Genomic DNA, 23,989 nt, shown 5'->3' with positions numbered 1-23,989 from the left:
CGTGTCCGGGTCGCCCCCGACTACTTTGAGGACCATGGCGACTCGTACGTCCACCCCTCGCGCCCGCTCCGGTGCGCCGGCGACGTCGCGCGCCTCCGGCAAACCGTCCGGATCCTCCCGACCGCAGGGCCGCAAGCCGGCCCCCGCGCCGCCGCGCCCCGCGCTGCCCGTGCGCATCGTCAAGGGCGTGTTCATGGGCACGGCGCACCTCGTCGGCGGCGCCGCGCGGCGCGTCGGTCGCGGCGCCCGGGACCTCGACCCGTCGCACCGCCGGGACGGGCTCGCGTTCACCCTGCTCGCGCTGGCGATCGTCATCGCCGCCCGCGAGTGGTGGGACCTGTCCGGCACCGCCGGGACGGTCGTGCACAACATCGTCGCCGGCACGTTCGGCAAGGTCGGTGTCGTGGTCCCGATCGTGCTGGTGGGGCTCGCCGTCCGGCTCATGCGACACCCGGACCGAGTCGAAGCGAACGGCCGCATCGTCATCGGCCTCTCGGCGATCACCCTCGCCGTGTGCGGGCTGGTCCACATCGGTGCCGGGATGCCGGGCACCGACGACTTCGCGGCCCTGCGCGCCGCGGGCGGGATCGTCGGCTTCCTCGTCGGCACCCCGCTGGCCAGCCTGCTCACGCCCGGCGTGGCCGTCGCGCTCTTGATCCTGCTGGCGTTCTTCGGCGTGCTCGTCGTCACCGCGACGCCGGTGCACCAGGTGATCCCGCGGCTGCGCGGCGTCTACGACAAGCTGACCGGCAACCACCGGGACGCGGCCGAGCCGGTCGAGGTCGACGACGACGCGCCGCTGGTGATCAACGCCCTGCACACCGCAGTGCCCGAGATCGAGGCACCGCCCGCCAAGCGGAGCCTGCTCGGGCGCCGGCGCAAGCGTGCGGACGAGGTCGACGAGCCCGAGGACACCCGGCTCGACGAGTACGACGGCGACGAGGCGTTCGCGCGTGCGGCGATCGTCGCGGCCGCCGAGGCCGAGGCGGAGGCGCAGGCGGCGCGCGACGCGGCCCCGGACACGGTGCCGACGACGGTGGTCGCGAAGGCGCCCCTCGTCGCCCCGGAGACCACGCCCGTCCCGCGGGGCGAGCAGCCGATGCTCGGCGGCGACGTCCTCTACACGCTCCCGGCCGAGGACGCCCTGGCCAAGGGCGCGCCGCACAAGGTGCGCTCGGCCGCGAACGACCGAGTCGTCGAGTCCCTCACGTCCGTGCTCGAGGCGTTCGAGATCGACGCGCAGGTCACCGGCTTCACGCGCGGCCCGACGGTCACGCGGTACGAGGTCGAGCTGGGCCGGTCCGTCAAGGTCGAGCGCGTCACCGCGCTGAGCAAGAACATCGCCTACGCGGTGGCCAGCGCGGACGTCCGGATCCTGTCGCCCATCCCCGGCAAGTCCGCGATCGGCATCGAGATCCCCAACACCGACCGCGAGACCGTGTCGCTGGGCGACGTGCTGCGCTCCAGCGCGGCCAAGCGCACCGAGCACCCGATGGTGATCGGCGTCGGCAAGGACGTCGAGGGCGGCTACGTCACGGCCAACCTCGCCAAGATGCCTCACCTGCTCGTGGCCGGCGCCACCGGCGCGGGCAAGTCGAGCTTCGTCAACTCGATGATCGTCTCGATCCTCATGCGCGCGACGCCCGACGAGGTGCGCATGGTGCTGGTCGACCCCAAGCGGGTCGAGCTGACGATCTACGAGGGCATCCCGCACCTCATCACGCCGATCATCACGAACCCGAAGAAGGCCGCCGAGGCGCTCGAGTGGGTGGTGCGCGAGATGGAGGCGCGCTACGACGACCTGGCGAACTTCGGGTTCAAGCACATCGACGACTTCAACACCGCGGTCCGCGCGGGCAAGGTCAAGCCGCTGCCGGGCTCCGAGCGCAAGATCGCGACCTACCCGTACCTGCTCGTGATCATCGACGAGCTGGCCGACCTCATGATGGTCGCCCCCCGTGACGTCGAGGCGTCGATCCAGCGCATCACCCAGCTGGCCCGCGCGGCCGGCATCCACCTCGTGCTGGCCACGCAGCGCCCCAGCGTCGACGTGGTCACCGGCCTCATCAAGGCCAACGTGCCGTCCCGCCTCGCGTTCGCCACGAGCAGCCTGACGGACTCCCGCGTCGTGCTCGACCAGCCGGGCGCCGAGAAGCTCATCGGCCAGGGTGACGCGCTCTTCCTGCCGATGGGCGCGGCCAAGCCCATGCGCACCCAGGGGGCGTGGGTCTCGGAGTCGGAGATCCACGCCGTCGTCGAGCACGTGAAGAAGCAGCTCAAGCCCGTCTACCGCCAGGACGTCACCGTGGCTGCGGTGAAGAAGCAGGTGGACGAGGACATCGGCGACGACCTCGACCTGCTGCTGCAGGCCGCCGAGCTCGTCGTGACCACGCAGTTCGGCTCGACGTCGATGCTGCAGCGCAAGCTGCGCGTCGGGTTCGCCAAGGCCGGCCGCCTCATGGACCTGCTGGAGTCGCGCGAGATCGTCGGCCCCTCCGAGGGTTCCAAGGCGCGCGAGGTGCTGGTGCAGCCGGAGGACCTGCCGGGGACGCTCGCGATGCTGCGCGGGGCACCGGGCGAGGAGGAGGACCGGTACGCCACGGTCGACGGAGCCCTGCCGGGCGAGCCGCCGGTGGCCACCGACTACTTCGACGGCGCGGAGGAGGACGACGCCGGACGCTGGTCCGGCGGGGGTCGGTGACCGCCGCGACCTCCGGCCCCCTCGGGGTCGTCAGCACGGTGATCGCGATCGTCGCGATCGTGTCCCTGGTCGCCGTGCTCATCCTGCTGGGCAAGCAGCGCGCCCAGGTCCGGCGGGCGAACGAGCTGCTCGAGCTGTCGCGGGAGCTGCGGCACCGGTACGACGCCCTCCAGGCCGTGACCAAGGAGGGCGTGCTCGTCCAGTCGCTCTCCGGCAGGGTGCTCGACATCTCCGAGCGGGCGGCGGCGATCCTCGGCATCGACGCGGCGGCCTCCGTCGGGCGGTCGGTGGGTGACCTGCCCGTCGTGCTGGTCAACGAGATGGGCCTCGCCATGAACCCCGCGGCCGTCCTGGGGCACCGGTCCGGGGTGGCGCGCGCGGGGTGGACGGTCGACTCCGAGCTCGTGGGCGTCGCGCTGCCGGGCACCGACACCACGCAGGCCCGGATGGTCCAGGTGGCCAGCCAGCTGGTCCCGGCCGGCGACGGCGACGCCGCGGCCGTCCTCACCACGCTGGTCGACGTGACCGGCCGCCGGGAGGTCGAGGCGGCGCTGTCGCGCAGCGAGATGCAGTTCCGGGTCGCGATGGAGAACGCGCCGATCGGGATGGCGCTCGTCGACGTGGAGTGGCGGATCGTCGAGGCCAACGCCGCGTTCGCGGAGCTGCTGGGCACGAGCGTGGGCGCCCTGCGCGGCTACCGCATGGAGGACCTGAGCACCCCCGAGGGGCGGCCCGCCGAGCGCCTCGAGGTCGATCGCCTGCTGGGCGGGGGGCAGCACCGGTTCTCCCTCGAGAAGCGCTACCAGCGGGCCGACGGGCACCAGGTGTGGGTCGCGCTGGACGCGGCGCTCGTGCGCACGCCGGCCGGCGCGCCGGACCACTTCGTCGTGCAGGTGCGGGACTCGACCGAGTCGCGGCTGCAGGCCGAGATGCTCACGCACCGCGCGATGCACGACCCCCTGACCGGCCTGGCCAACCGCACGCTCCTGCAGGAGGTGCTGCAGTCGGTCCTCGAGCAGCCCGGCATCGTCGACCGCGTCGCCGTGCTGGCCTGTGACCTCGACGGATTCAAGGAGATCAACGACCGGTACGGCCACGCCGCGGGCGACGAGGTGCTGGTGCACGTCGCGGGCGTGCTGCGGGCCGCGACGGCACGCCGGGGCACGGTCGCGCGGCTCGGCGGCGACGAGTTCGTGGTCGTCGTGCAGGATCTCGACGGTCCGCGGGCGGTGTTCGAGGTCGCGGCGGCGATCCACACCGGCCTCCTGGAGGCGGTCCGGGTCGGTCGGCGGCGCCTGACCGTGGCGGCGAGCATCGGGATCGCCCTCGCGGACCCGGACACGATCGAGGGCGGGGCGCCCGCGCTGCTCGCCGCCGCGGACGCGGCGCTGTACCGCGCCAAGGGGTCGGGCCGCGGCCGCACGGAGGTCTACGAGGCGTCGATGACCCGGGGTTCGGCCTCCGACCTGCACCGCGAGCTCGCCGCGGCGATCGCGGAGAACCAGCTCGTGGTCCACTACCAGCCGATCGTCGACCTGTCCGACGCCCGGGTGGTCGGGTACGAGGCCCTGGTCCGCTGGGAGCACCCGACGCGCGGCCTGCTGCTGCCGGCCTCGTTCCTCTCGCTCATCCAGGAGACGGGCATGTCCGTCGCGCTCGGCCAGCTCGTTGCCACGCGCGTCGTGGAGTTCGTCGCGTCGATCCACGACCGCACCCGCTGGGTGTCGGTCAACGTCTCCGCCGACCAGCTGGGCGACGGGGAGTTCGCGACGACCCTGCTCGCGGAGATCTCGCGGCACCGCCTGACCGCCGGGCGGATCGTCGTCGAGCTCACCGAGTCCTCGCTCGTGGCGTCCGGCACCCGGATCCGGCACGAGCTCACGCAGCTGTCCGCCGCGGGCGTCCCGATCCTGCTCGACGACTTCGGCACCGGGGTGTCCCCGCTGTCCTACCTGCGGGACCTGCCCGTCGCCGGCGTCAAGCTCGACATGTCGTTCACCTCCGGCATCCCGGAGGACCCGACAGCCGGCAAGGTCGCCCGCGCACTCGGTGCCCTGGCCCGCGAGCTCGCCATGGTGACCATCGCCGAGGGCATCGAGCACGAGGAGCAGGCCGAGTACCTGCACCGCAACKGGTGGCGCTACGGGCAGGGCTGGCTGTACGGCAGCGCGCAGCCGGGCGACATCAGCCGCTGACGCGGGCCACGACGACGGGCGCCCGCCCCGTCGGTGAAAGGGGCGCGGTCCGCTGCGGCGCGTCCGCCCCGGCGGCGGCGACCACCCGGGCCGTCCGGTCCGCCACCTGCGCGGACGTCAGCGTGCCCGTGCCGGCGGGGATGTCGACGAGCGCGTGGACCTGGTGGCCGCCGAGGCGGTCGACCGTGACGGGCGTCCACTCGACGCCGGTCACGCGGGCGGATCCGGCCGCGCGACCCTCCGCCGGGAAGGCACCGGTGGCCTCCACGTGCGCCGTGAGCAGCAAGCCGGAGTCGGTGTTCTCCACGCAGCACTCGCTGTCCTGGTTGGAGACGTAGTTGCCGAGGCCGTAGGCCACCCACATACCCTCGCCGCGCGGCCCGCCGGCCAGGTGCACCACCGGCTGCGGGACGTGCGCGTGGTGGCCGATGACCAGGTCGATCACGCCGGAGTCGGCCAGCTGCTGGTCGATCGCCACCTGCTCGGGCGTCGGCTCCGTGCGGTACTCGACGCAGCAGTGGATGCTCGCGATCACGAGGTCCGCGCCGGCCGCCCGAGCGGCGGTGGCCTGGGCCACCAGCGCCGGGACGTCGATGAGGTTCACCGACCACGGCTTGTCAGCGTCGATCGGCATCCCGTTCGTGCCGTACGCCGCGGCGATCTGCGCCACGGTGATCGTCCGACCGGCCCGCTCGAGCATGTACAGCTGCGGCTGCGACTGCTCGAGCGCGCTGCGGGCGGTGCCCACATGGCCGAGCCCGGCGGCGTCCAGCGCATCGAGCGTCGCGGTGACGCCCGCGAACCCCTGGTCGACCGAGTGGTTCGACGCGGTCGAGCAGCCGTCCCAGCCCTGCGCCTCCAGCGACGACGCGATCTGCGCCGGGGTGCCGAACATCGGGTACCCGCTCGGTGGCGTTCCGGCGGGCGCCACGGGCACCTCGAGGTGGCACAGGGCGAGGTCGGCGCCCTGGATCCACGGGTCCATCGGCGAGAGCACGGGCGCGAAATCGTAGCCGCCGCCGGCCACCCGAGCGTCCGCGAGCACCGGCAGGTGCGGCAGCACGTCCCCGGCCGCGACGATCGAGAACTCCGCGTCGGGATCGGCCGTGGGGGTCGGTGCCGGTTCCGGTTCCGGGGTGGGGTCGGACGTCGGTGCCGTGGGTGCGGCCGTCTGCGCGGCGACCCTCTGGTCCGACGAGCGCAGAGCGGCGGCCCCGGCGGCACCGAGGCTCACCACGACGACCAGCAGGACCGCGAGGCCGACGGCTACGGGCAGGCCTCGGCCGGCGCGGGCATGGCGGGTCACGGGCGGACTGTAATGGGTGGACGGGCCACCTTCCGCATCGCTCTAGGCTGTCTGGGTGTCCGACGCCGTACCCCCAGCGCCCTCCGTGCCCGCCGCGTCCTCTGGGCCGTCCGCCTGGAACCTGGCGAACGCGCTCACGGTGCTGCGGATCGCGATGGTGCCGTTCTTCGCGTGGGCACTGCTGATCGACGGGGGTCACAGCACCACCGGGCGCCTCGTCGCGACCGCGCTGTTCGCCCTCGCGGCAGCCACCGACCGCCTCGACGGCTGGCTCGCCCGCCGCTCGGGTCAGGTCACCAACCTCGGCAAGCTGCTCGACCCCATCGCGGACAAGGTGCTCATCGGCACCGCGCTGATCCTGCTGTCGTACCTGGGGGACCTGTCGTGGTGGGTCACGGTCATCATCCTGGTCCGCGAGCTCGGCATCACCGCCATGCGCTTCTTCCTGCTGCGCTACGTCGTGCTGCCCGCCTCGCGCGGCGGGAAGCTGAAGACGGTGCTGCAGTCCGTCGCCATCGGTCTCTACCTGCTGCCGCTCGACCAGCTGCCGACGTTCGTCACCGTCGTCGCGCAGATCCTGATGGCCGCCGCGCTCGTGGTGACGGTCGTGACGGGCCTCGACTACGCGCGCACCGGCCTGCGGATCAACCGCGCCGCGAGCCGGCCGCCCGCCGCCGGACTGTGACGTGTCGCTCGCCTCGGACCTGCTCGCGGCCGTCGGCGACCGCGGCTGGACCCTGGCCGTCGCCGAGTCGCTGACCGGCGGCCTGGTCAGCGCGACCCTCGTCGACGTGCCCGGCGCCTCGTCCGTGCTGCGGGGCGGGGTCGTCGCCTACGCCACCGAGCTCAAGGCGACGCTGCTCGACGTGGACAAGGTGCTGCTGGCGGAGCGTGGCGCCGTCGACCCCGATGTCGCGCGCGCCATGGCGACCGGCGTCCGAGCTCGGCTGGGCGCCGACGTGGGCCTCGCGACTACCGGCGTCGCCGGACCCGACCCGCAGGACGGGCACCCGCCAGGCACCGTGCACGTCGCGGTCTCGACGCCCGCCGGCACGCATGTCCGGTCGCTCCGGCTCGCCGGCGACCGGGGAGCCGTCCGCGCCCAGAGTGTGGACGCGGTGCTGGCACTCGGGGTGGAGATCGTGGCGGGCCGGGGTGAATCTCGCGCGTCCGAGGGCGCGCGGGGCGAGTGAGCGGGAACACTTGCGCTCGACGGACCGTTACTACGACCGTGATGAGCACTCGACCCCCGGCACGACGCATGCCTTCGCGTGTCGGCGGTGCAAGGTACGGTGGAATCCTCCCGGTCAAKGGACAGCAGGGTTCTTCGGTTGTTCGGACTCCGGTTTCCGGAGTGAATGAGGCACGTGACGCGAGAGGGGGAGCCCGGATGGTTGTACTCCGTCGAGAGATCGGCGATGTGCTGCGGGATGCGCGACAGCGCCAGGGGCGCACCCTGCGCGAGGTGTCGTCGGCGGCCCGCGTCTCGCTCGGGTACCTGAGCGAGGTGGAGCGGGGTCAGAAGGAAGCGTCGTCGGAGCTGCTCAACAGCATCTGCGAGGCGCTCGATGTCCCGATGTCGCTCGTCCTGCGCGAGGTCAGTGACCGCGTCGCAGTCGCCGAGGGTCTGCTGATCCCCGACACGGTGCCCGCGGACCTCGCGGCGTCGGTGGCCGGTGCCGCCGACTCCGGATGGGCGCGGTCGCGGTCGGAGCTCGCCGCCATCGGCTGATCGGATGGCCTCGGTCATCCTCGGATGATCGGACGGATGCGTCCGTCCGATCGGTGGGTCGCTCTGAGCGCGCCCACGACGGCGGACAGCGATGTCCGGACGTCCTCATGCACGGTCCGTGGACGTTGTCCGCGGGCCGTTGCTCGTTGGTGCTCCGACCTCATGCACGGCCCGTGGACGTTGTCCGCGGGCCGTTGCTCGTTCCGCTCCGCCGTGGACGTTGTCCCCGGGCTGTTGCTCGTTCCCGCTTCGTCCCCTGCTCGTTCCGTGGTTGCTGTTCGCGGGTTCGTGCTGTTCCCGCCACATGCCCGGGGCGCCCATCGCTGCCGGTGGCTCAGCCGCGGTCGGCCTGGCAGCGCGGGCAGTAGAAGATCGGCCGCTCCATCGGCGGCTTGCGCGCCTGGCGCACCTCGATCCGGGCACCGCAGCGGTGGCACGGCTGGCGCAGCCGCCCGTGGACGTGCCCCGGCGGCCTGCCTTCGGCGACCGCGCGCTGCAGGAGCCGGCGAGCGACGGCGAGCAGCCGGGACGGGTCCGGGATCGCGTCGGCCGGGGTCCACGGCCACAGGCGCTCGGCGAACAGCGACTCGGCGGCGAAGATGGTGCCGATCCCGGCGACGACCGTCTGGTCGAGCAGCACCTCGGCGACCGGCGTCGACCCGCGGGCCGCCCAGCGCCGGAGCGCCTCGTCGACGTCGACCGTCTCGCCCAGGAGATCCGGTCCCAGGTGGCCGATCAGGGTGCGCTCGTCCCGCGTGCGCACCACGTCGAGCATTCCCAGGTGATGGCCGACCGCCGTCCAGGCATCGGTGGCCAGAACGGCGCGGACCTCTGGTGAGCGTGCGGCGGCCTCGCGGGTTCCCGTCCGCCAGATGCGCCAATAGCCCTCCATGCGCAGGTGGGTGTGCAGCGTGCGGCCGTCGTCGAACCGGGTGAGCAGGTGCTTGCCGTAGGACCGGGTCTCCAGCACGGTCGTGCCGACGAGGTCCACCGTGGCGGCGGACGGCCAGCGCAGGTCGGAGCGGACCACGACGTGCCCGGTGAGGGCGAGCTGGAACCGGTCGGCGGTCCGGCGCAGGATGTCGCCCTCAGGCACGGGGGCTCGCCGTCACGGGCGGTCCCGCAGGCGCAGCCCGCGGGGCGTCGTCGCGAACCCCGCGCCGACCAAGGCCTGCCCGAGGGTGCCGTGCAACGCGCCGGCCAAGACCTCGACGCCGTCGATGCGGACGATCGTGAGCCGGCCGGCGCGCCGGGCGCGCACGGTCGACGCGAGCCCGTCCGCGGCCGCCGTCAGCACCGCGGGGTCGGGAGTGAACGACAGCACCGTGCGCCCGCCGCGCTCGAGGTAGAGCACCAGCGCCCCGTCGACCAGCACCACGAGGGCTCCGCCCTTGCGGCCCGGCCGGTGTCGCCCGGCGGCGGGGTCGTTCGGCGTGGGACCGGGGGCCGGCCACGGCAACGAGGCGCCGTAGGGGTTGGCGGGGTCCGTGGCGGCGAGGACGACCACCTGCGGGTCGCGCGCGGCCTGCTCGTCGGCCGCCCGATCGACCACCTGGGCGTCGACCCGGAGCCGGTCGACCGCGCCGGGCAGCGCGAACTGCGAGCCGCCGAGCCGCTCCACGAAGTAGCCGCGGCGCACCTGCCCGCCCTGCTCCAGCGCGGAGAGCACCTTGTAGACGTCGCCGAACCGGGCGCCGATGCCCTCGGCCGGCGCGACGGCCCGGGTGAGGATCCCGTGCCGGTCGAGCAGCTGTGCGGCGAGCGCGTGGGCGCGCAGCGTCGGATCGGCCTCGCGCGCCGGAAGCAGCGACCACCGGCCGCCGCTCCCGGCCCCGTTCAGGCCGAGGGCGGACGACCGCGTGGCGGGGTCGCCGGCCAGCTCGACCGCGGCCCGCAGCCCGAGCCGCGGACGCAGGGGCCGACCCCGCGGGGCGGCCGCGCGGGTCTTGTGCGCGGTGCTGCCGCTGCCCAGCCAGGCGCGCAGCGGCGCGAGCCCGTCGTTGGTCACGTGCCCGCTCCACACGAGGTCCCAGACCGCCTCGGCGACGGCCGCCTGGCTCGGCGAGGCTTCGTCGGGGTGGAGCTGGCGGACGCGCTCGGCGAGCGCGCCGAGGAACCAGGCGCCGCCCCCGTCGAGCGCCTCGAGGATCGCGGCGTGCAGCGGCTCGTCGGGCAGCGCCAGGGCGGGCGGCAGCGTCAGGTCCGCCACGGCCGCGGGGTGCAGCGAGATGAGCCCGTCGTGCCCGGCGAGCGCTCCGTGGCCCGCCCAGACGACCTCGCCCGCGGCGGTCAGCTCGTCGAGCATCGCCGGGGTGTAGTCCGCCACGCGCGCGGGCAGCACGTGGGTCTCGAGCGCCGACGCGGGCAGCACCGCGCCGGCCAGCTGCTCCACCACCCGGGCGACCCCGTCGACGCCGCGCAGCGACCCCGTCGCGGAGCTCCGCCCGGACCCACCGACCGGCTGGACGCCCTGCCAGCGCGGCAGGAAGACCCCCAGCGCCTGCGGAGCGACCGGTTCGACCTCGGCCCGCAGCGCGGCGAGCGAGCGTCGTCGCAGCGTCCGCAGCACGTCCGCGTCGCAGAACTCGTCGCCCGTGCCGCCCAGCACGTCGGGGCGCAGCCGCCCCTGGACCAGCACCCCGAGCCGCTCGAGCCGGCGCAGGGTCTCGGTCACCACCGCGACACCCCAGCCGAACCGGGCGGCGGCCTGCGCCGCCGTGAACGGGCCGTGCGTGCGCGCGTGCCGGCGCAGCAGGTCACCCACCGGATCGGGCACGATCTCGGTGAAGACCTCGGGCACGCCGACCGGGAGGGCGACCCCGAGCGCGTCGCGCAGCCGTCCGGCGTCCTCGACGGCCGCCCACTGCTCCGCACGCTCGGGGCTCACGGCACCGAGCCGCACGCGGATCAGCCGCCGGGCGCCCTCGAGCTCGGTCAGCCAGGTCGGCACCTGGTCCCGGACCTCGGCCTGGGTGCGCTCGCCGAGCTCGTCGGCGGTGAGCGGTCCGTGGCGCCGGACGGCGTCCGCGAGCTGCTCGAGCGTGCCCGCCTGGCGCTCGGGGGCCCGACCGCTGAGCTCGGCCTCGGTGCGCAGGACCGCCTCGGGGTCCAGCAGATCGGCCAGCTGGGACTCGCCGCCCTGGCCGAGCAGCTCGGCCAGGAGGGTCGGGTCGAGAGTCAGGGCCGCCGCGCGGCGCTCGGCGAGCGGGGCGTCGCCGTCGTAGAGGAACTGGGCGGTGTACCCGAACAGGAGCGACTGCGCGAAGGGCGACGGCTGCGTCGTGGTGACCTCGACGACGCGGATCCGGCGCGCCGCCACGTCCCGCATGAGGGTGGTGAGCGCGTCGGTGTCGAAGTCGTCCTGCAGGCACTCGCGGACGGCCTCGAGGAGGATCGGGAAGTCGGGGTACTCGGCCGCGACCGCCAGCAGCTGCGCGGACCTCTGCCGCTGCTGCCACAGCGGCTGGCGCCGGTCCGGGCGGCGCCGGGGGAGCAGCAGCGCCCGGCTGGCGGCCTCGCGGAACCGCGCGCCGAACATGGCCGACGAGCCGAGCTCGGCCCGGACGGCGTCGAGCACCTCGTCGGGGTCGATCAGCAAGTCGGCCATGTCGATCGCCGGGCCGGTCGACTCCGCCCACGGGTCCTCGACCCCGAGGCCACCCTCGAAGCCCGCGTCGAGCATGTCCGGCAGCCGCAGCACGATCCCGTCGTTCGAGTGCATCGCCGCCGCGTCGACGCCGTACCGCTCGCGCAGGCGGGCTCCGATGACGATCGCCCACGGAGCGTGCACGCGCGCGCCGTACGGCGAGTGCAAGACCACCCGCCAGTCGCCCAGCTCGTCGCGGAACCGCTCGACCACCAGGACCGTGTCCGACGGCACCTCGCCCGTCGCCTCGCGCTGCTCGCCCAGGTACGTCAGGAGGTTGTCGGCGGCCCACGGGTCCAGGCCCGCACCTTCGACGCGGGCGCGGGCGTCGTCGGGCGACAGCGCCCCCAGCTCGCGCACCCAGGCGCCCATCGCCTGGCCCAGCTCCGCGGGGCGGCCGGGTGCGTCGCCCTTCCAGAACGGCAGCCGGCCCGGCACCCCGGGGGCGGGGGTGACCAGGACGCGGTCGGGCGTGATGTCGTCGATGCGCCAGGTGCTCGAGCCGAGCGTGAACATGTCGCCCACGCGCGACTCGTAGACCATCTCCTCGTCCAGCTCGCCCACTCGCTTGCCGCCGCGGACGGTGCCGCCGGTGCGCTCGGCGTCGACGGGCACGTCGCTCGTGGTCGCGCTGCTGGCGAGGAACACGCCGTAGAGCCCGCGATCCGGGATGGTCCCGCCGCTGGTCACCGCCAGGCGCAGCGCGCCGGGACGACCGCTGAGCACGTCCCGCACCCGATCCCACACGAGCCGCGGGCGCAGCTCCGCGAACTCCTCGCTGGGGTACCGCCCGGCCAGCATGTCGAGCACCGCACGCAACGTCGCCTCGCCCAACCCGGAGAACGGCGACCCGCGGCGTACGACGGCCGAGAGATCCTCGAGCGACCAGTCCTCGATCGCGACCATCGCCACGATCTGCTGCGCGAGCACGTCGAGCGGGTTGCGCGGGATCCGCAGCGCCTCGAGCGCGCCGTCCCGCATCCGCTGCGCCGTCACCGCCGCKGGCACCAGCTCGCCGCGGAACGTCGGGAACACGATGCCGCGCGACACGGCCCCGACCTGGTGGCCCGCGCGCCCGACGCGCTGCAGCCCGCTGGCGACCGACGGCGGTGAGCCCACCTGCACCACGAGGTCGATGGCGCCCATGTCGATGCCGAGCTCGAGCGAGCTGGTCGCGACGACCGCGGGCAGCAGGCCGGCCTTGAGCTCCGACTCGGTGCGGGTCCGCTCCGCGCGGCTCATCGAACCGTGGTGCGCGCGCGCCAGGATCGTCGCCGCCTCGCGGGTGTCGACGCCGACGGCCGTGCCGGACTGCGCCGGGACCTGCGCCGCGCGGAGGGTCGCGGGATCGGGCACGTCCTCGCCCGAGCGCTCCGCCCACACCTCGTTCATCCGCGCCGTGAGCCGCTCGGCACCACGGCGGGAGTTGGTGAACACGAGCGTGGAGCGGTGCGCGGCGACCAGGTCGACCACGCGTTCCTCGACGTGCGGCCAGATGGACGGGCGGGGCAGCTCGCCCGCCGCCGCCCCCGACAGGTCGAGCTCGTCGTCCGCCGGGGACGCGCTGCGCAGGTCGGACAGGTCCGGCACGGGGACGACGACGTCGACCACGATCTTCTTGGTCGACGGCGGCTGCACGACGACGACCGGTCGCCCCCGGTCCTCGGGCGTGCGGGCACCGCCCAGGAACTCCGCGACCGCGTCGACCGGGCGGACCGTGGCCGACAGGCCGATCCGCTGCGCCGGTCCGGGACCGCCGGGGTGGTCGAGGAGGGCGTCGAGCCGCTCGAGCGACAGCGCGAGGTGCGCGCCCCGCTTGGTGCCGGCGACCGCGTGGATCTCGTCGACGATCACCGTGCGCACGCCCGCGAGGCCGGCGCGGGCGCCCGACGTCAGCACGAGGTACAGCGACTCTGGCGTGGTGATGAGGATGTCCGGCGGCTTCGTCGCGAAGGCCCGACGCTCGCTGGGCGGTGTGTCGCCGGTGCGGATGCCGACGGTCACGTCCGGCAGGGTCAGGCCCAGGCGCGTCGCGGCCTGCCGGATGCCGACCAGCGGCGAGCGCAGGTTCCGCTCCACGTCCGTGGCGAGTGCCTTGAGCGGCGAGACGTAGACGACCCGGCACCGTTCGACCGGGTCCTCGGGTGCCTGACCCGACAGCAGGCCGTCCAGCGCCCAGAGGAAGGCCGCGAGCGTCTTGCCCGACCCGGTGGGTGCGACGACGAGCGCGTGGTCGCCCCCGGCCACCGCCGTCCAGGCGCCCAGCTGCGCGCTCGTGGGCTCGAGGAACGCACCCGTGAACCACGCCCGGGTCGGGTCGGAGAAGCGGTCGAGCACCACCGGGCCATTCTGTCGGCCGCCACCGACACCCGCGCGCCCCAGAGGATGGCAGGGTGTCCCCGTGAGGCTACGAGAGTTCTGGCAGCTGGTGGACGAGGTGCTCGGCAGTGCGCACGGGCGTGAGCTCACCCGCGAGCTGGTGCTGCGTGGGCTCGACCAGCGGACCGCCATGCAGGCGCTCGACGACAACGTCGAGCCGCGCACGGTCTGGCACGCGCTCTGCGACGAGCTCGAGATCCCCGACAACGCGCGCTGGGGGGCTGACGCCCGGCGTCCGGCCCCGCCGCGGGCATAGGAGCGTCAACCCCCGATGACCTCATCGACCGGCATGCGCACCCCCACCTGGATGCCGACCCTGCGCGACATCGGGGAGGCGGTGCTGACGCTCGCCACGACCACCCTGGGTCTCGCCATCGCCGTGTGGCTCATCGACGGCGTCCGCGCGGACACGCCGTGGGCCATCGTGCTCGCGGCCGTCGTGGTGGCGGCGGGCGACCTGCTGCTCCGGGCGCCGCTGCGGTTCCTGGCCCGGCGGGGGAGCGCCGCGCTGGCGCTCGGGCTCGGGCTGCTCGCTCAGGTCGCGGTGCTGTGGCTCGCCCTCGGGGTGGTGCCCGGCATCGGCGCGGACAACCTCTGGTCCGTCCTCGGGGTCCTGGTGCTCACGGCGGTCGTCATGGCGATCGGCCGGTGGGTGATCGGCGCGAGCAACAGCGACTACGTCGTCTCCGACCTGGTGCGGCGGGCGCGGCGGCAGGCTCGTCGTGAGGGTGTGCGCACGCCGGTGGCGGGCGAGGAGCGCCAGGCGGGGATGCTCGTCGTGCAGCTGGACGGGGTGGCCGCGCCGGTGCTCCGGGAGGCCATCGAGGCCGGCCTCGCGCCCAACATCCAGCGCTGGTTGAGCACGGGCGGCCACACGCTCGAGGAATGGTGGGCCCGGATCCCGTCCACCACCCCCGCGAGCCAGGCGGGCCTGCTGCACGGCGACTCGTCGCAGATCCCGGCGTTCCGCTGGTGGGACCGCGACCTCGGCCGGCTCGTCGTCACCAACCACCCCGAGGACGCCGCGCTGGTCGAGCAGCGGCTCACCACCGGCAAGGGGCTCCTCGCGGGCGGCGGGACGGCGGTCTCCACGATGTTCTCCGGCGACGCCGCCACGGCGTTCGTGGTGATGAGCCGGTCGCGGACCAAGGGGCCCGACGGAGGTCTCGGGCCCGGCCCCGCGTACGTGCGGTTCTTCGCGAGCCCCTTCGTGCTCGCCCGCGCCGTGACCGTGTCGGTCGGCGAGATGCTCAAGGAGCTGTACCAGGCCCATCGGCAGCGCGTGCGCGAGGTCGAGCCGCGCATCTCGCGTTCCGGCTGGTACGTCGTGCTGCGGGGAATCACGAACGTCCTCCTGCGCGATCTCAACACGTCGCTCGTGGCCGAGGCGCTGCTGCGCGGTGCGCCGACGATCTACGTCGACCTCGTCGACTACGACGAGATCGCGCACCACGCCGGGCCCACCCGGCCGGAGTCGCTGCGCTCGCTCGAGGGCCTCGACCGGGTGCTCGGCACGCTCGAGCGGGTGGTGGCGGTCGCGCCGCGCGACTACGAGATCGTGGTGCTCTCCGACCACGGCCAGGCCCTCGGCGCCACGTACGAGCAGCTCGGCGGCGAGACGCTGCTCGACTCGGTCCGCGCGCTCATGGCGGAGCCGGCCGCGGACGGCGTCGAGAGCAGCACCGGCGAGGACTGGGGTCTGCTCAACGCCCTGGTCAACAGCGCCCTCAACCTCTCCCGCGGCTCGACCGTCCTCGGGCCCGACCAGGGGCGCCCCAAGAAGCCCGCCGAGGCCGGCGACCTGCCCGACGTGGTCACGGTCGGGTCGGGGAACCTGGGTCTCGTCTGGTTCCCGCAGGTGCCGCACCGGTTGACGCTCGAGGAGTTCCAGGAGCGCTGGCCGGGCCTGGTCACCGGGCTCGCCGAGCGGCCCGGTGTGGGCGTCGTCGTGGTCGACACGCTGGCCAGCGGCCTGGTCGCCATCGGCCCCCGCGGACTCGTGCTCCTCGAGCAGCCCGGCGCCGAGCCGGAGGGCGAGGACCCGCTCGCGCCCTACGGCCCGCGCGGGCACGCGGACCTGCTGCGCGCGGCACGGCTGACGCACACCGGGGACCTGCTGCTCATCTCGACCGTGACCGACCGCGGGCACATCCACGCGTTCGAGGGCCAGGTCGGCTCGCACGGTGGCATCGGCGGCGCCCAGAACCACGCCTTCCTGCTCMACCCGACGCGATGGGCCCTGTCCGACGAGCTGCGTGAGCCCGTCGGCGACCACGAGATCCTCGTGGGCGCCGAGTCGGTGCACGAGCAGCTGGTCCGGTGGGCGGACGCCGCGGGCCTGCGGCCGTGACCCTGCAGGTCCGCTGGCTCGGCCACGCKAGCACCGTGCTCGACGTGGACGGCGTCCGGCTGCTCACCGACCCGCTGCTGCTCCGGCACGCCGGGCTCCTGCGTCGCCGGGGCGCCGCGCCGCGGCGGGTGGACTGGCGGGACCCCGACGCCGTGCTCATCTCGCACCTGCACCACGACCACGCCGAGCTCGGCTCGTTGCGCCTGCTCGACGACGTCCCGGTGGTCAGCGCGCCCGCCAACGCCCGCTGGCTGCGCCACAAGGGGATCGGCGGCGCCGTCGGCCTCACGGACACCGAGTGGTGGTCGGTCCCCGGCTCCGACGTGCGGGTGCGCCTGGTCCCCGCGATCCACGTGCACCGGCCGATGCCTCACCGGCCGAACGCGACCCACGGGTTCGTCGTGGTGACGGACTCCCTGCGCATCTGGTTCGCGGGGGACACCGCGCCGTTCGCGGCGATGGCCGACATCCCGGCGCTCGCGGGCGGCCCGATCGACCTCGCGCTGGTGCCGGTCGGCGGGTGGGGTCCGCGACTGTCGGGCGGTCACATGGACGCCGTCCAGGCCGCGCGCGCCTGTGCGGTGGTCGGCGCGCGGGTGGCGGTCCCGGTGCACTGGGGGACGCTGCACGCACCGGTGTCGCGACGCCTGCCGCCGGGGTGGATGGACCACTCCGGCCCCGCGTTCGCCGCCGCCGCGGCGCGCGTGGCGCCCGGCCTGGAGGTGCACGTGGCGATGCCCGGGGAGCAGATCAGCGTGGCTGAAGCGCGCTGAGACACGCACTCGACACGCTGACGGCGTGTCGCGTGCATCGAACATCTGTTCGGCTAGGGTGGGTCGTGCGGGTGAGCGACCGAGCCTCCCACAGCCCCGTCCGGCGTCTGCCGGATCCCGGGGGTGGGGGTGGTCCGGTCGGGATGTCGGTGGTCGGGCATAGCGTCACTCGCGACGAGACCAGCCCCCGTACCGCAGCTCCACAGCTGCTCGAGACAGACGAGGTCGGACATGCCCGCACCCCAGGATCGTGCCAAGGCCCTCGAGGCCGCACTCAGCCAGATCGACCGCCAGTTCGGCAAGGGATCGATCATGCGCCTCGGCGACGACGGGCGTGCCCCGGTCGAGGTCATCCCCACCGGCTCCATCGCGCTGGACGTCGCGCTCGGCATCGGCGGGCTGCCCCGTGGCCGCGTCGTGGAGATCTACGGCCCGGAGTCCTCGGGCAAGACCACGGTCGCGCTGCACGCCGTGGCCAACGCGCAGCGGGCCGGCGGCATCGCCGCGTTCATCGACGCGGAGCACGCGCTGGACCCGGAGTACGCCAAGAAGCTGGGCGTCGACACCGACGCCCTGCTCGTCTCGCAGCCGGACACCGGTGAGCAGGCGCTCGAGATCATGGACATGCTGATCCGCTCCGGTGCCATCGACATCGTCGTCATCGACTCCGTGGCCGCGCTCGTGCCCAAGGCGGAGATCGAGGGCGAGATGGGCGACAGCCACGTCGGCCTCCAGGCCCGGCTCATGTCGCAGGCGCTGCGCAAGATCACCGGTGCGCTCAACCAGTCCGGCACCACGGCCATCTTCATCAACCAGCTGCGCGAGAAGATCGGCGTGTTCTTCGGCTCGCCCGAGACGACCACGGGTGGCAAGGCGCTCAAGTTCTACGCCTCGGTCCGCCTGGACATTCGCCGCATCGAGACCCTCAAGGAGGGCACGGAGGCGGTCGGCAACCGGACGCGCGTGAAGGTCGTGAAGAACAAGATGGCGCCGCCCTTCAAGCAGGCGGAGTTCGACATCCTCTACGGCGTCGGCATCTCCCGCGAGGGCAGCCTCATCGACATGGGCGTGGAGCACGGCTTCGTGCGCAAGTCCGGCGCCTGGTACACGTACGAGGGCGACCAGCTGGGGCAGGGCAAGGAGAACGCCCGATCCTTCCTCAAGGACAACCCCGACCTGGCCAACGAGCTCGACAAGAAGATCAAGGAGAAGCTCGGCATCGGCGCACGCGTCGACGCGCCGGCCGAGGTCTCTCCGGCTGTCGACTTCTGAGCAGTCCCATGACCGGTGGTACCCGACGTCGGGGGCGGGACGGCAGCGAGCCGCCCCCGACGGGCTCGGCGGCTCAGGACGTCGAGCCGGACCAGGAGTCGGTGGCGCGAGCGATCGCGCTCCGACTCCTGACGTCGTCGGCGCGGAGCCGGTCGCAGCTGGCCGAGGCGATGGCGCGCAAGGACGTGCCGGACGACGTCGCGCAGCGGGTGCTCGACCGGTTCACCGAGGTCGGGCTCATCGACGACGCGGAGTACGCCCGGATGGTCGTGCGGACCCGGCACGCGGAGCGGGGCCTGTCACGCCGGGCCATCGCGGTCGAGCTGCGGCGCCGGGGGATCGACGACGAGCTGGCGGGCGAGGCCCTCGAGCAGGTCGACTCCGACGACGAGGAGACCGCCGCGCGCGAGCTGGTGCGGCGCAAGCTGAGGTCCACCGCCGGTCTCGACGCGCAGACGCGGACGCGGCGGACGTTCGCCGCCCTGGGTCGCAAGGGGTACCCGCCCGGTCTGGTCGCGCGGCTCGTGCGCGAGGAGCTGGAAGCCGTGGGCGCGGCGGACGGCGCCGGCCTCGACGGCTCCGACGTGGGCCTCTGACCCGTCGAGAGCCGGGAATCCACCGGTTCGACCGGGGTGGCGATGGCCCTGGCGGCCGTTCCCGGTGAGCAACAATGGACCGGACCGCGCACCGGCTTCGTTGCGGGTCCCACCCGCACGGACCAGGAGAACGACGTGGACGCAGGCGCCATCGCCACCATCGTGGGGCTGCTCGGCGCCTGTCTGGTCGCTCTGGTGCTCGTCCTCGTCGCCCGCCGTGAGGCGGGCGTCCAGCGCGCCCGGGCCGAGCGCGACGTGGCCTTGATCAAGGACGAGGCGCGGGCCATGCTGGCGGACGTCGAGCGCCGCGAACGGCGGCTGACCGAGCGTGAGCAGCTGGTCGCGGCGGACCGCTCCGCGGTGGACGAGCTCGAGCGGCGGAGTCGCGTGGACGCCGACGCCGCGGCGGAGGCCCGCCGGGCGGGTGCGCAGGTGGTCGAGGAGGCCGAGCGCGCGGCCACGCAGCGGGTGGCCGATGCCGAGCGGTCTGCGCGGGCGGAGCTCGAGGCGGTCGGTGGTCTGACGGCCGACGACGCTCGCGCCGAGCTCACGCGGCGGATCGTGGCGGACGCCCAGAACGACGCGGCGGCCCAGGTGCGCCGCGCCGAGGCGCAGGCGCGCCGGACCGCGGAGGCGCGGGCGCGACGGATCGTCACGACGGCCGTGCAGCGGCTCGCGGTCCCCACCAGCTCGCAGTCGGCGCTCACCGTGCTGGCGCTMCCGTCGGACGAGATGAAGGGCCGGATCATCGGCAAGGAGGGCCGCAACATCCGGTCCTTCGAGGCGCTGACCGGCGTGAACGTGCTCATCGACGACCAGCCGGACGCCGTGGTGCTCTCGTGCTTCGACACGGAGCGCCGCGAGGTCGCGCAGGTCGCGCTCGAGGCGCTCATGGCCGACGGTCGGATCCATCCGCAGCGGATCGAGCAGGCGTACGCCGAGGCGTTGGCCGGGGCGGAGGAGCGGACCGACGCGGCCGGCCACGACGCCGCCGAGCGCGCGGGCGTGCGGGGACTGCACCCGACGCTGGTCCGGGCGCTGGGTCGGCTGCGGCTCCGCACGTCGTACGGACAGAACGTGCTCGAGCACCTGGTGGAGTCCGCCGTGCTCGCCGCCGCGATCGCCGCAGAGGTGGGCGCCGACGTCGAGGTCAGCCGGCGCGGGGCGTTCCTGCACGACCTCGGCAAGGCGCTGACGGCCGAGGTCCCGGGCACGCACGCGCTCGTCGGCGCGGACCTGGCGCGCCGCCACGGCGAGTCGGCGACCGTCGTCAACGCCATCGCCGCACACCACGACGAGGTCCCGCCGGAGACCGTCGAGGCCGTGCTCGTGCAGGTCGCGGACGCGATCTCGGCCGCACGCCCCGGCGCGCGCCGCGAGGAGCTGGACCAGTACGTCGAGCGCATCGACAAGCTCGAGCAGCTCGTGGCCGCACACGCGGGCGTGCGGCGCGCGCTCGCCATGTCCGCGGGTCGGGAGGTCCGGGTGGTCGTCGAGCCGTCCGAGGTGGACGACTACGCCCTCCCACAGCTCGCCGTGGCCATCGCCCGGCACATCGAGGCCGACCTGGCGTACCCGGGCGAGATCAAGGTGACGGTGGTCCGCGAGATGCGCGCGAGCGCGACGGCGGGCTGACGCGCGGTCCTTCGCGACTGTCGGTTCGTCCTGGCGAGGACGCTCGACCAGGCGCGGAGCTCAGTCCTTGCCCGTCGCGACGACGAGGCTCGGCGCCTCGGCCCGCGGACGCCCGGCCGTGCGCTTCCCGACGCGTCCGGCGAGCAGGGACGCCAGCCGCGTCAGCGCGTAGTTGATGACGATGAAGATGAGCGCCGCAACGACCAGCGCCTGCAGGATGTTGCCGTTCCCGGACCCGAACCGCCGGGCGGCGTCGAGCAGCTCCGGGTACGTGATGATGACGCCGAGAGCGGTGTCCTTGAGGATCACCACGAGCTGGCTGGCGATCGCCGGCAGCATCGCGATGAGCGCCTGCGGGACCTCGACCAGGCGCAGCGACTGGGTGGGACGCAGGCCGACGGCGAGCGCGGCCTCCCGCTGCCCGCGCGGCAGGCTGTGCACCCCGGAGCGGACGAGCTCCGCGAACACGGACCCGTTGTAGAACGTCAGCCCCAGGACGACGGCGACCAGCGGCACGTCGGACGGCTCCATGATCCGCATCTGGCCCAGGCCGAGGTAGAAGAAGATCATCATCAGCAGCACGGGGACGGCGCGGAAGAACTCCACGATGATGCCGGACACGGAGCGCACCGCGGCCGAGCCGGACAGTCGCCCGATGCCGAAGATGAGGCCGAACACCGACGCGGTGACGATGGAGATGCCGGCCGCCTTGAGGGTCTCCACCAGCCCGGGGATCAGGTAGTTCGTCCACGGGCTCGCCGTGAGGAACGGCTTCCACAGCGCAGGGTCCAGCTGGCCCTTGGCGCCCAGGCGGAACAGGACCCAGACGCCGATGCCCGCGACGACGACGGTCGCGACGATGTTCGCCCAGACCATCCGGCGTCGGGCGACGGGGCCGGGGACGTCGAACAGAGTGCTCATCGGGCCACCGCCAGTCGTCGGGAGAGCGCGGTGGTCGCCAGGCCGATCGGGACGACGATGATCACGAAGCCGAAGGCGAACGTGAGGAAGATCGCGACGATGACGTCCGGCCGGAACTCGATCATCGTCTTCATCAGCCCGGACGCCTCGGCGACGCCCGCGGCGGAGGCGACGGTCGAGTTCTTGGTGAGCGCGATCAGCACGTTGCCGAGCGGTGCGACGGAGCCGCGGAACGCCTGCGGCAGGATGATCAACCGCGCCGCGGGCCAGAACGACAGCCCGATCGCACGGGCCGCCTCGGCCTGGCCGACGGGCACGGTGTTCACTCCGGACCGCAGGGCCTCGCAGACGAAGGCGGCGTGGTAGACGGCGAGCGCGAGGATCGCCAGCCGGAAGAAGTTCGTCTGGAAGTTCGTCGACAGGGTGAAGCCGAGCTGGCCCCACAGGCCGAGCACGCAGAACACCATGATGATCGTCAGCGGGGTGTTGCGCAGGAGCGTGACGTAGGTCGACCCGGCCCAGCGCAGGCTCGGCACGGGGGAGATCCGCATGGTCGCCAGCACGGTGCCGAGGATCAGGGCGAGGATGCCGGCGTAGAACGTCAGCTGGATGTTGACCCAGAAGGCCGCGGGTACGTCGAACTCGCGGAACAGCGCGATCACCGCGCGGGCCCCCGGAGGACGGATCAGGCGCAGGCGGCGGGCGTCGGGGGGTTCAGGTCCTCGTTCGCCTTGTAGCCCGAGGCGCCGACGTTCTTGTCGAGCAGCTTCTTCCAGGTGCCGTCGTCGATCATCTCGGTGATGGCGGCGTTGATGTCCTCGCACTTGTCGCTGTCCTTGGGGATGCCGACCCCGTAGTTCTCCTCCGAGAACGGGTTGCCGACGACCTTGACCTTGCCCTTGTTGGCGGGCACGGCGGCCAGGCCGGCCAGGATGATGTCGTCGGTGGTGACCGCGTCGACGGTCCCGGCGGTCAGGGCCGTGACGCACTCGGCGTACCCGGGCTGCTCGAGCAGGTTGGTGCCCGTGGCGTACTCGTCCTTGATGCGCTGCGCCGACGTGGACCCGGTGACGGAGCAGAGGTTCTTGCCCTCCAGGTCCTCGGGGCCCTTGATCGAGTCGTCGTCCGCGGCAACCAGGAGGTCCTGCCCGGCGACGAAGTACGGACCGGCGAAGGACACGACCTCTTTGCGCTTGTCGTTGATCGAGTAGGTCGCGAAGATCATGTCGACCTGGCCGTTCTGCAGCAGCGTCTCGCGCTGCGCGGACGGCGACTGGACCCACTCGATCTGGTCCTCGCCGTAGCCGAGCTTGCCCGCGACGTACTTCGCGACGTCGACGTCGAAGCCGGTGTACTCGCTGCCGTCCTGGTAGCCCAGGCCGGGCTGGTCGAACTTGATCCCGATCTTCACGGTGCCCTCGGCTCCGCCGCTGCTGCTGGCGGAGGTGTCGCTCGTCGCGCCGGCGTCGTTGTCGTCGTCGCCGCTCGAACAGCCGGCCAGGCTGAGCGTGGCGGCGGCTGCGAGAGCCAGTACCAGTCGTCCTCGTCGCATGATGTGTCCCCTTGTGTGTGTGCGGTTTCGGTCGGGTGCGGTGGGGTTGTCGGTCTCGTCAGTGGGTCAGGATCTTGGACAGGAAGTCGCGTGCGCGGTCGCTGGCCGGGGCCGTGAAGAACGTCTCGGGGTCGGCCTCCTCGACGATCTGGCCGCCGTCCATGAACACGACGCGGTTCGCGGCCCTGCGGGCGAAGCCCATCTCGTGGGTGACGACGATCATCGTCATCCCGTCGTGCGCGAGGCCGACCATGACGTCGAGGACCTCGTTGATCATCTCGGGGTCGAGCGCCGATGTCGGCTCGTCGAACAGCATCACCTTCGGTTGCATGGCCAGGGCGCGCGCGATGGCGACGCGTTGCTGCTGACCGCCGGACAGCTGCGCGGGGAGCTTGTCGGCCTGGTCCCGGACGCCCACGCGGTCGAGGAGGTCGAGCGCGATCTCGCGGGCCTTCGCCGGCTTGACGCCCTTGGCCTTCACCTGGCCGAGCACGACGTTCTGCAGCACCGTCTTGTGCGCGAACAGGTTGAACGACTGGAAGACCATGCCGACGTCGGCCCGCAGCCGGGCGAGCCCGCGGCCCTCCGCGGGCAGGGGCTGGCCGTCGAGCGCGATGGTGCCGGAGTCGATGGTCTCGAGGCGGTTGATCGTCCGGCACAGCGTGGACTTGCCACTGCCGGACGGCCCGATGACGACGACGACCTCGCCGCGGCGCACGGTGAGGTCGATGTTCTGGAGCACGTGCAGAGAGCCGAAGTGCTTGTCGACGCCTCGTAGTTCTACGAGGGCGTCGTTCGGATGGTCGGTCGGAGCGGCTGACGGGTCCCCCATTCATCGAACCTAGGGGGGAATGTCCGATCTGGCGAGCGCTTCCAGTCACGATCGGGCCACGGCATCGTCAAGGCACGGGCTCGATGCGGGTCCGCCAAC

Annotated in this window: 18 protein-coding genes; 11 read left to right on the top strand and 7 right to left on the bottom strand. The window is 73.4% G+C overall.

What is annotated here, in order from left to right; genetic code table 11:
- The first annotated feature begins 34 nt into the window (after nucleotides 1-34).
- Entirely contained in the window at nucleotides 35-2,701 is a 2,667-nt protein-coding gene (locus AC1DYZ_RS16085) for an FtsK/SpoIIIE family DNA translocase (protein WP_477066152.1), read from the top strand.
- The gene (locus AC1DYZ_RS16080) at nucleotides 2,698-4,896 is read left to right on the top strand and encodes a putative bifunctional diguanylate cyclase/phosphodiesterase (RefSeq protein WP_477066151.1); all 2,199 of its coding nucleotides are present in this window, start codon (nucleotides 2,698-2,700) and stop codon (nucleotides 4,894-4,896) included. The genes AC1DYZ_RS16085 and AC1DYZ_RS16080 overlap by 4 nt, the downstream gene beginning before the upstream one ends.
- Here AC1DYZ_RS16080 and AC1DYZ_RS16075 read toward each other — a convergent pair.
- The gene (locus AC1DYZ_RS16075; RefSeq protein WP_477066150.1) at nucleotides 4,886-6,202 is read right to left on the bottom strand and encodes a CapA family protein; all 1,317 of its coding nucleotides are present in this window, start codon (nucleotides 6,200-6,202) and stop codon (nucleotides 4,886-4,888) included. The two genes, AC1DYZ_RS16080 and AC1DYZ_RS16075, sit on opposite strands and share 11 nt — an antisense overlap.
- Before the next feature lie 55 nt (nucleotides 6,203-6,257).
- Here AC1DYZ_RS16075 and pgsA point away from each other — a divergent pair, with 55 nt between their 5' ends.
- From pgsA to AC1DYZ_RS16060, 3 genes are all read left to right on the top strand, one after another.
- Nucleotides 6,258-6,887 (top strand): CDP-diacylglycerol--glycerol-3-phosphate 3-phosphatidyltransferase, encoded by a 630-nt coding sequence (gene pgsA, locus AC1DYZ_RS16070; RefSeq protein ID WP_477066149.1) that lies wholly within the window; start codon nucleotides 6,258-6,260, stop codon nucleotides 6,885-6,887.
- A gap of 1 nt (nucleotide 6,888) precedes the next feature.
- Nucleotides 6,889-7,395 carry a CinA family protein gene (locus AC1DYZ_RS16065; RefSeq protein WP_477066148.1) on the top strand — a complete coding sequence of 169 codons (507 nt, stop codon included), beginning with the start codon at nucleotides 6,889-6,891 and terminating at the stop codon, nucleotides 7,393-7,395.
- Nucleotides 7,396-7,592: 197 nt separating this feature from the next.
- On the top strand, nucleotides 7,593-7,934 hold the full coding sequence (locus AC1DYZ_RS16060; protein ID WP_056021088.1) for a helix-turn-helix domain-containing protein: 342 nt from the start codon (nucleotides 7,593-7,595) through the stop codon (nucleotides 7,932-7,934).
- Between the two features lie 334 nt (nucleotides 7,935-8,268).
- On the opposite strand, the gene AC1DYZ_RS16055 is transcribed toward AC1DYZ_RS16060, so the two are convergent.
- Both AC1DYZ_RS16055 and AC1DYZ_RS16050 read right to left on the bottom strand, forming a co-directional pair.
- Nucleotides 8,269-9,030, bottom strand: a complete 762-nt coding sequence (locus AC1DYZ_RS16055) for a DNA-formamidopyrimidine glycosylase family protein (protein ID WP_477066147.1) — start codon at nucleotides 9,028-9,030, stop codon at nucleotides 8,269-8,271.
- 12 nt (nucleotides 9,031-9,042) lie between these two features.
- The gene (locus AC1DYZ_RS16050; RefSeq protein ID WP_477066146.1) at nucleotides 9,043-13,920 is read right to left on the bottom strand and encodes an ATP-dependent helicase; all 4,878 of its coding nucleotides are present in this window, start codon (nucleotides 13,918-13,920) and stop codon (nucleotides 9,043-9,045) included.
- A gap of 61 nt (nucleotides 13,921-13,981) precedes the next feature.
- On the opposite strand from AC1DYZ_RS16050, the gene AC1DYZ_RS16045 reads away from it, so the two are divergent.
- From AC1DYZ_RS16045 to rny, 6 genes are all read left to right on the top strand, one after another.
- On the top strand, nucleotides 13,982-14,215 hold the full coding sequence (locus tag AC1DYZ_RS16045; RefSeq protein ID WP_477066145.1) for a DUF3046 domain-containing protein: 234 nt from the start codon (nucleotides 13,982-13,984) through the stop codon (nucleotides 14,213-14,215).
- A gap of 15 nt (nucleotides 14,216-14,230) precedes the next feature.
- The gene (locus tag AC1DYZ_RS16040; protein ID WP_477066144.1) at nucleotides 14,231-16,309 is read left to right on the top strand and encodes an alkaline phosphatase family protein; all 2,079 of its coding nucleotides are present in this window, start codon (nucleotides 14,231-14,233) and stop codon (nucleotides 16,307-16,309) included.
- Nucleotides 16,306-17,082 (top strand): MBL fold metallo-hydrolase, encoded by a 777-nt coding sequence (locus tag AC1DYZ_RS16035; RefSeq protein ID WP_477066143.1) that lies wholly within the window; start codon nucleotides 16,306-16,308, stop codon nucleotides 17,080-17,082. Before AC1DYZ_RS16040 ends, AC1DYZ_RS16035 begins: the two co-directional genes overlap by 4 nt.
- 231 nt (nucleotides 17,083-17,313) lie before the next feature.
- Nucleotides 17,314-18,354 carry a recombinase RecA gene (gene recA, locus AC1DYZ_RS16030; RefSeq protein ID WP_477066142.1) on the top strand — a complete coding sequence of 347 codons (1,041 nt, stop codon included), beginning with the start codon at nucleotides 17,314-17,316 and terminating at the stop codon, nucleotides 18,352-18,354.
- Nucleotides 18,355-18,362: 8 nt separating this feature from the next.
- The gene (locus AC1DYZ_RS16025) at nucleotides 18,363-18,950 is read left to right on the top strand and encodes a regulatory protein RecX (RefSeq protein ID WP_477066141.1); all 588 of its coding nucleotides are present in this window, start codon (nucleotides 18,363-18,365) and stop codon (nucleotides 18,948-18,950) included.
- 135 nt (nucleotides 18,951-19,085) lie between these two features.
- Nucleotides 19,086-20,585, top strand: a complete 1,500-nt coding sequence (rny, locus tag AC1DYZ_RS16020; RefSeq protein ID WP_477066140.1) for a ribonuclease Y — start codon at nucleotides 19,086-19,088, stop codon at nucleotides 20,583-20,585.
- 60 nt (nucleotides 20,586-20,645) lie between these two features.
- Here the strand turns inward: rny and AC1DYZ_RS16015 are convergent, their stop codons facing one another.
- Genes AC1DYZ_RS16015 through AC1DYZ_RS16000 form a run of 4 tightly spaced genes read right to left on the bottom strand, consistent with a single transcriptional unit; the run spans nucleotide 20,646 to nucleotide 23,890 of the window.
- Nucleotides 20,646-21,506 (bottom strand): amino acid ABC transporter permease, encoded by an 861-nt coding sequence (locus tag AC1DYZ_RS16015; RefSeq protein WP_477066139.1) that lies wholly within the window; start codon nucleotides 21,504-21,506, stop codon nucleotides 20,646-20,648.
- The gene (locus AC1DYZ_RS16010) at nucleotides 21,503-22,168 is read right to left on the bottom strand and encodes an amino acid ABC transporter permease (RefSeq protein WP_477066138.1); all 666 of its coding nucleotides are present in this window, start codon (nucleotides 22,166-22,168) and stop codon (nucleotides 21,503-21,505) included. Before AC1DYZ_RS16010 ends, AC1DYZ_RS16015 begins: the two co-directional genes overlap by 4 nt.
- A 23-nt stretch (nucleotides 22,169-22,191) precedes the next feature.
- Entirely contained in the window at nucleotides 22,192-23,058 is an 867-nt protein-coding gene (locus AC1DYZ_RS16005) for a glutamate ABC transporter substrate-binding protein (protein WP_477066137.1), read from the bottom strand.
- Between the two features lie 58 nt (nucleotides 23,059-23,116).
- Nucleotides 23,117-23,890 carry an amino acid ABC transporter ATP-binding protein gene (locus AC1DYZ_RS16000; protein WP_477066136.1) on the bottom strand — a complete coding sequence of 258 codons (774 nt, stop codon included), beginning with the start codon at nucleotides 23,888-23,890 and terminating at the stop codon, nucleotides 23,117-23,119.
- Between the last annotated feature and the right edge of the window lie 99 nt (nucleotides 23,891-23,989).

The organism is Cellulomonas sp. P1_C4 (genome assembly GCF_056406355.1).
The sequence above is the reverse complement of the archived record's forward strand: the minus strand, read 5'-3'. Positions and strand labels throughout refer to the sequence as shown.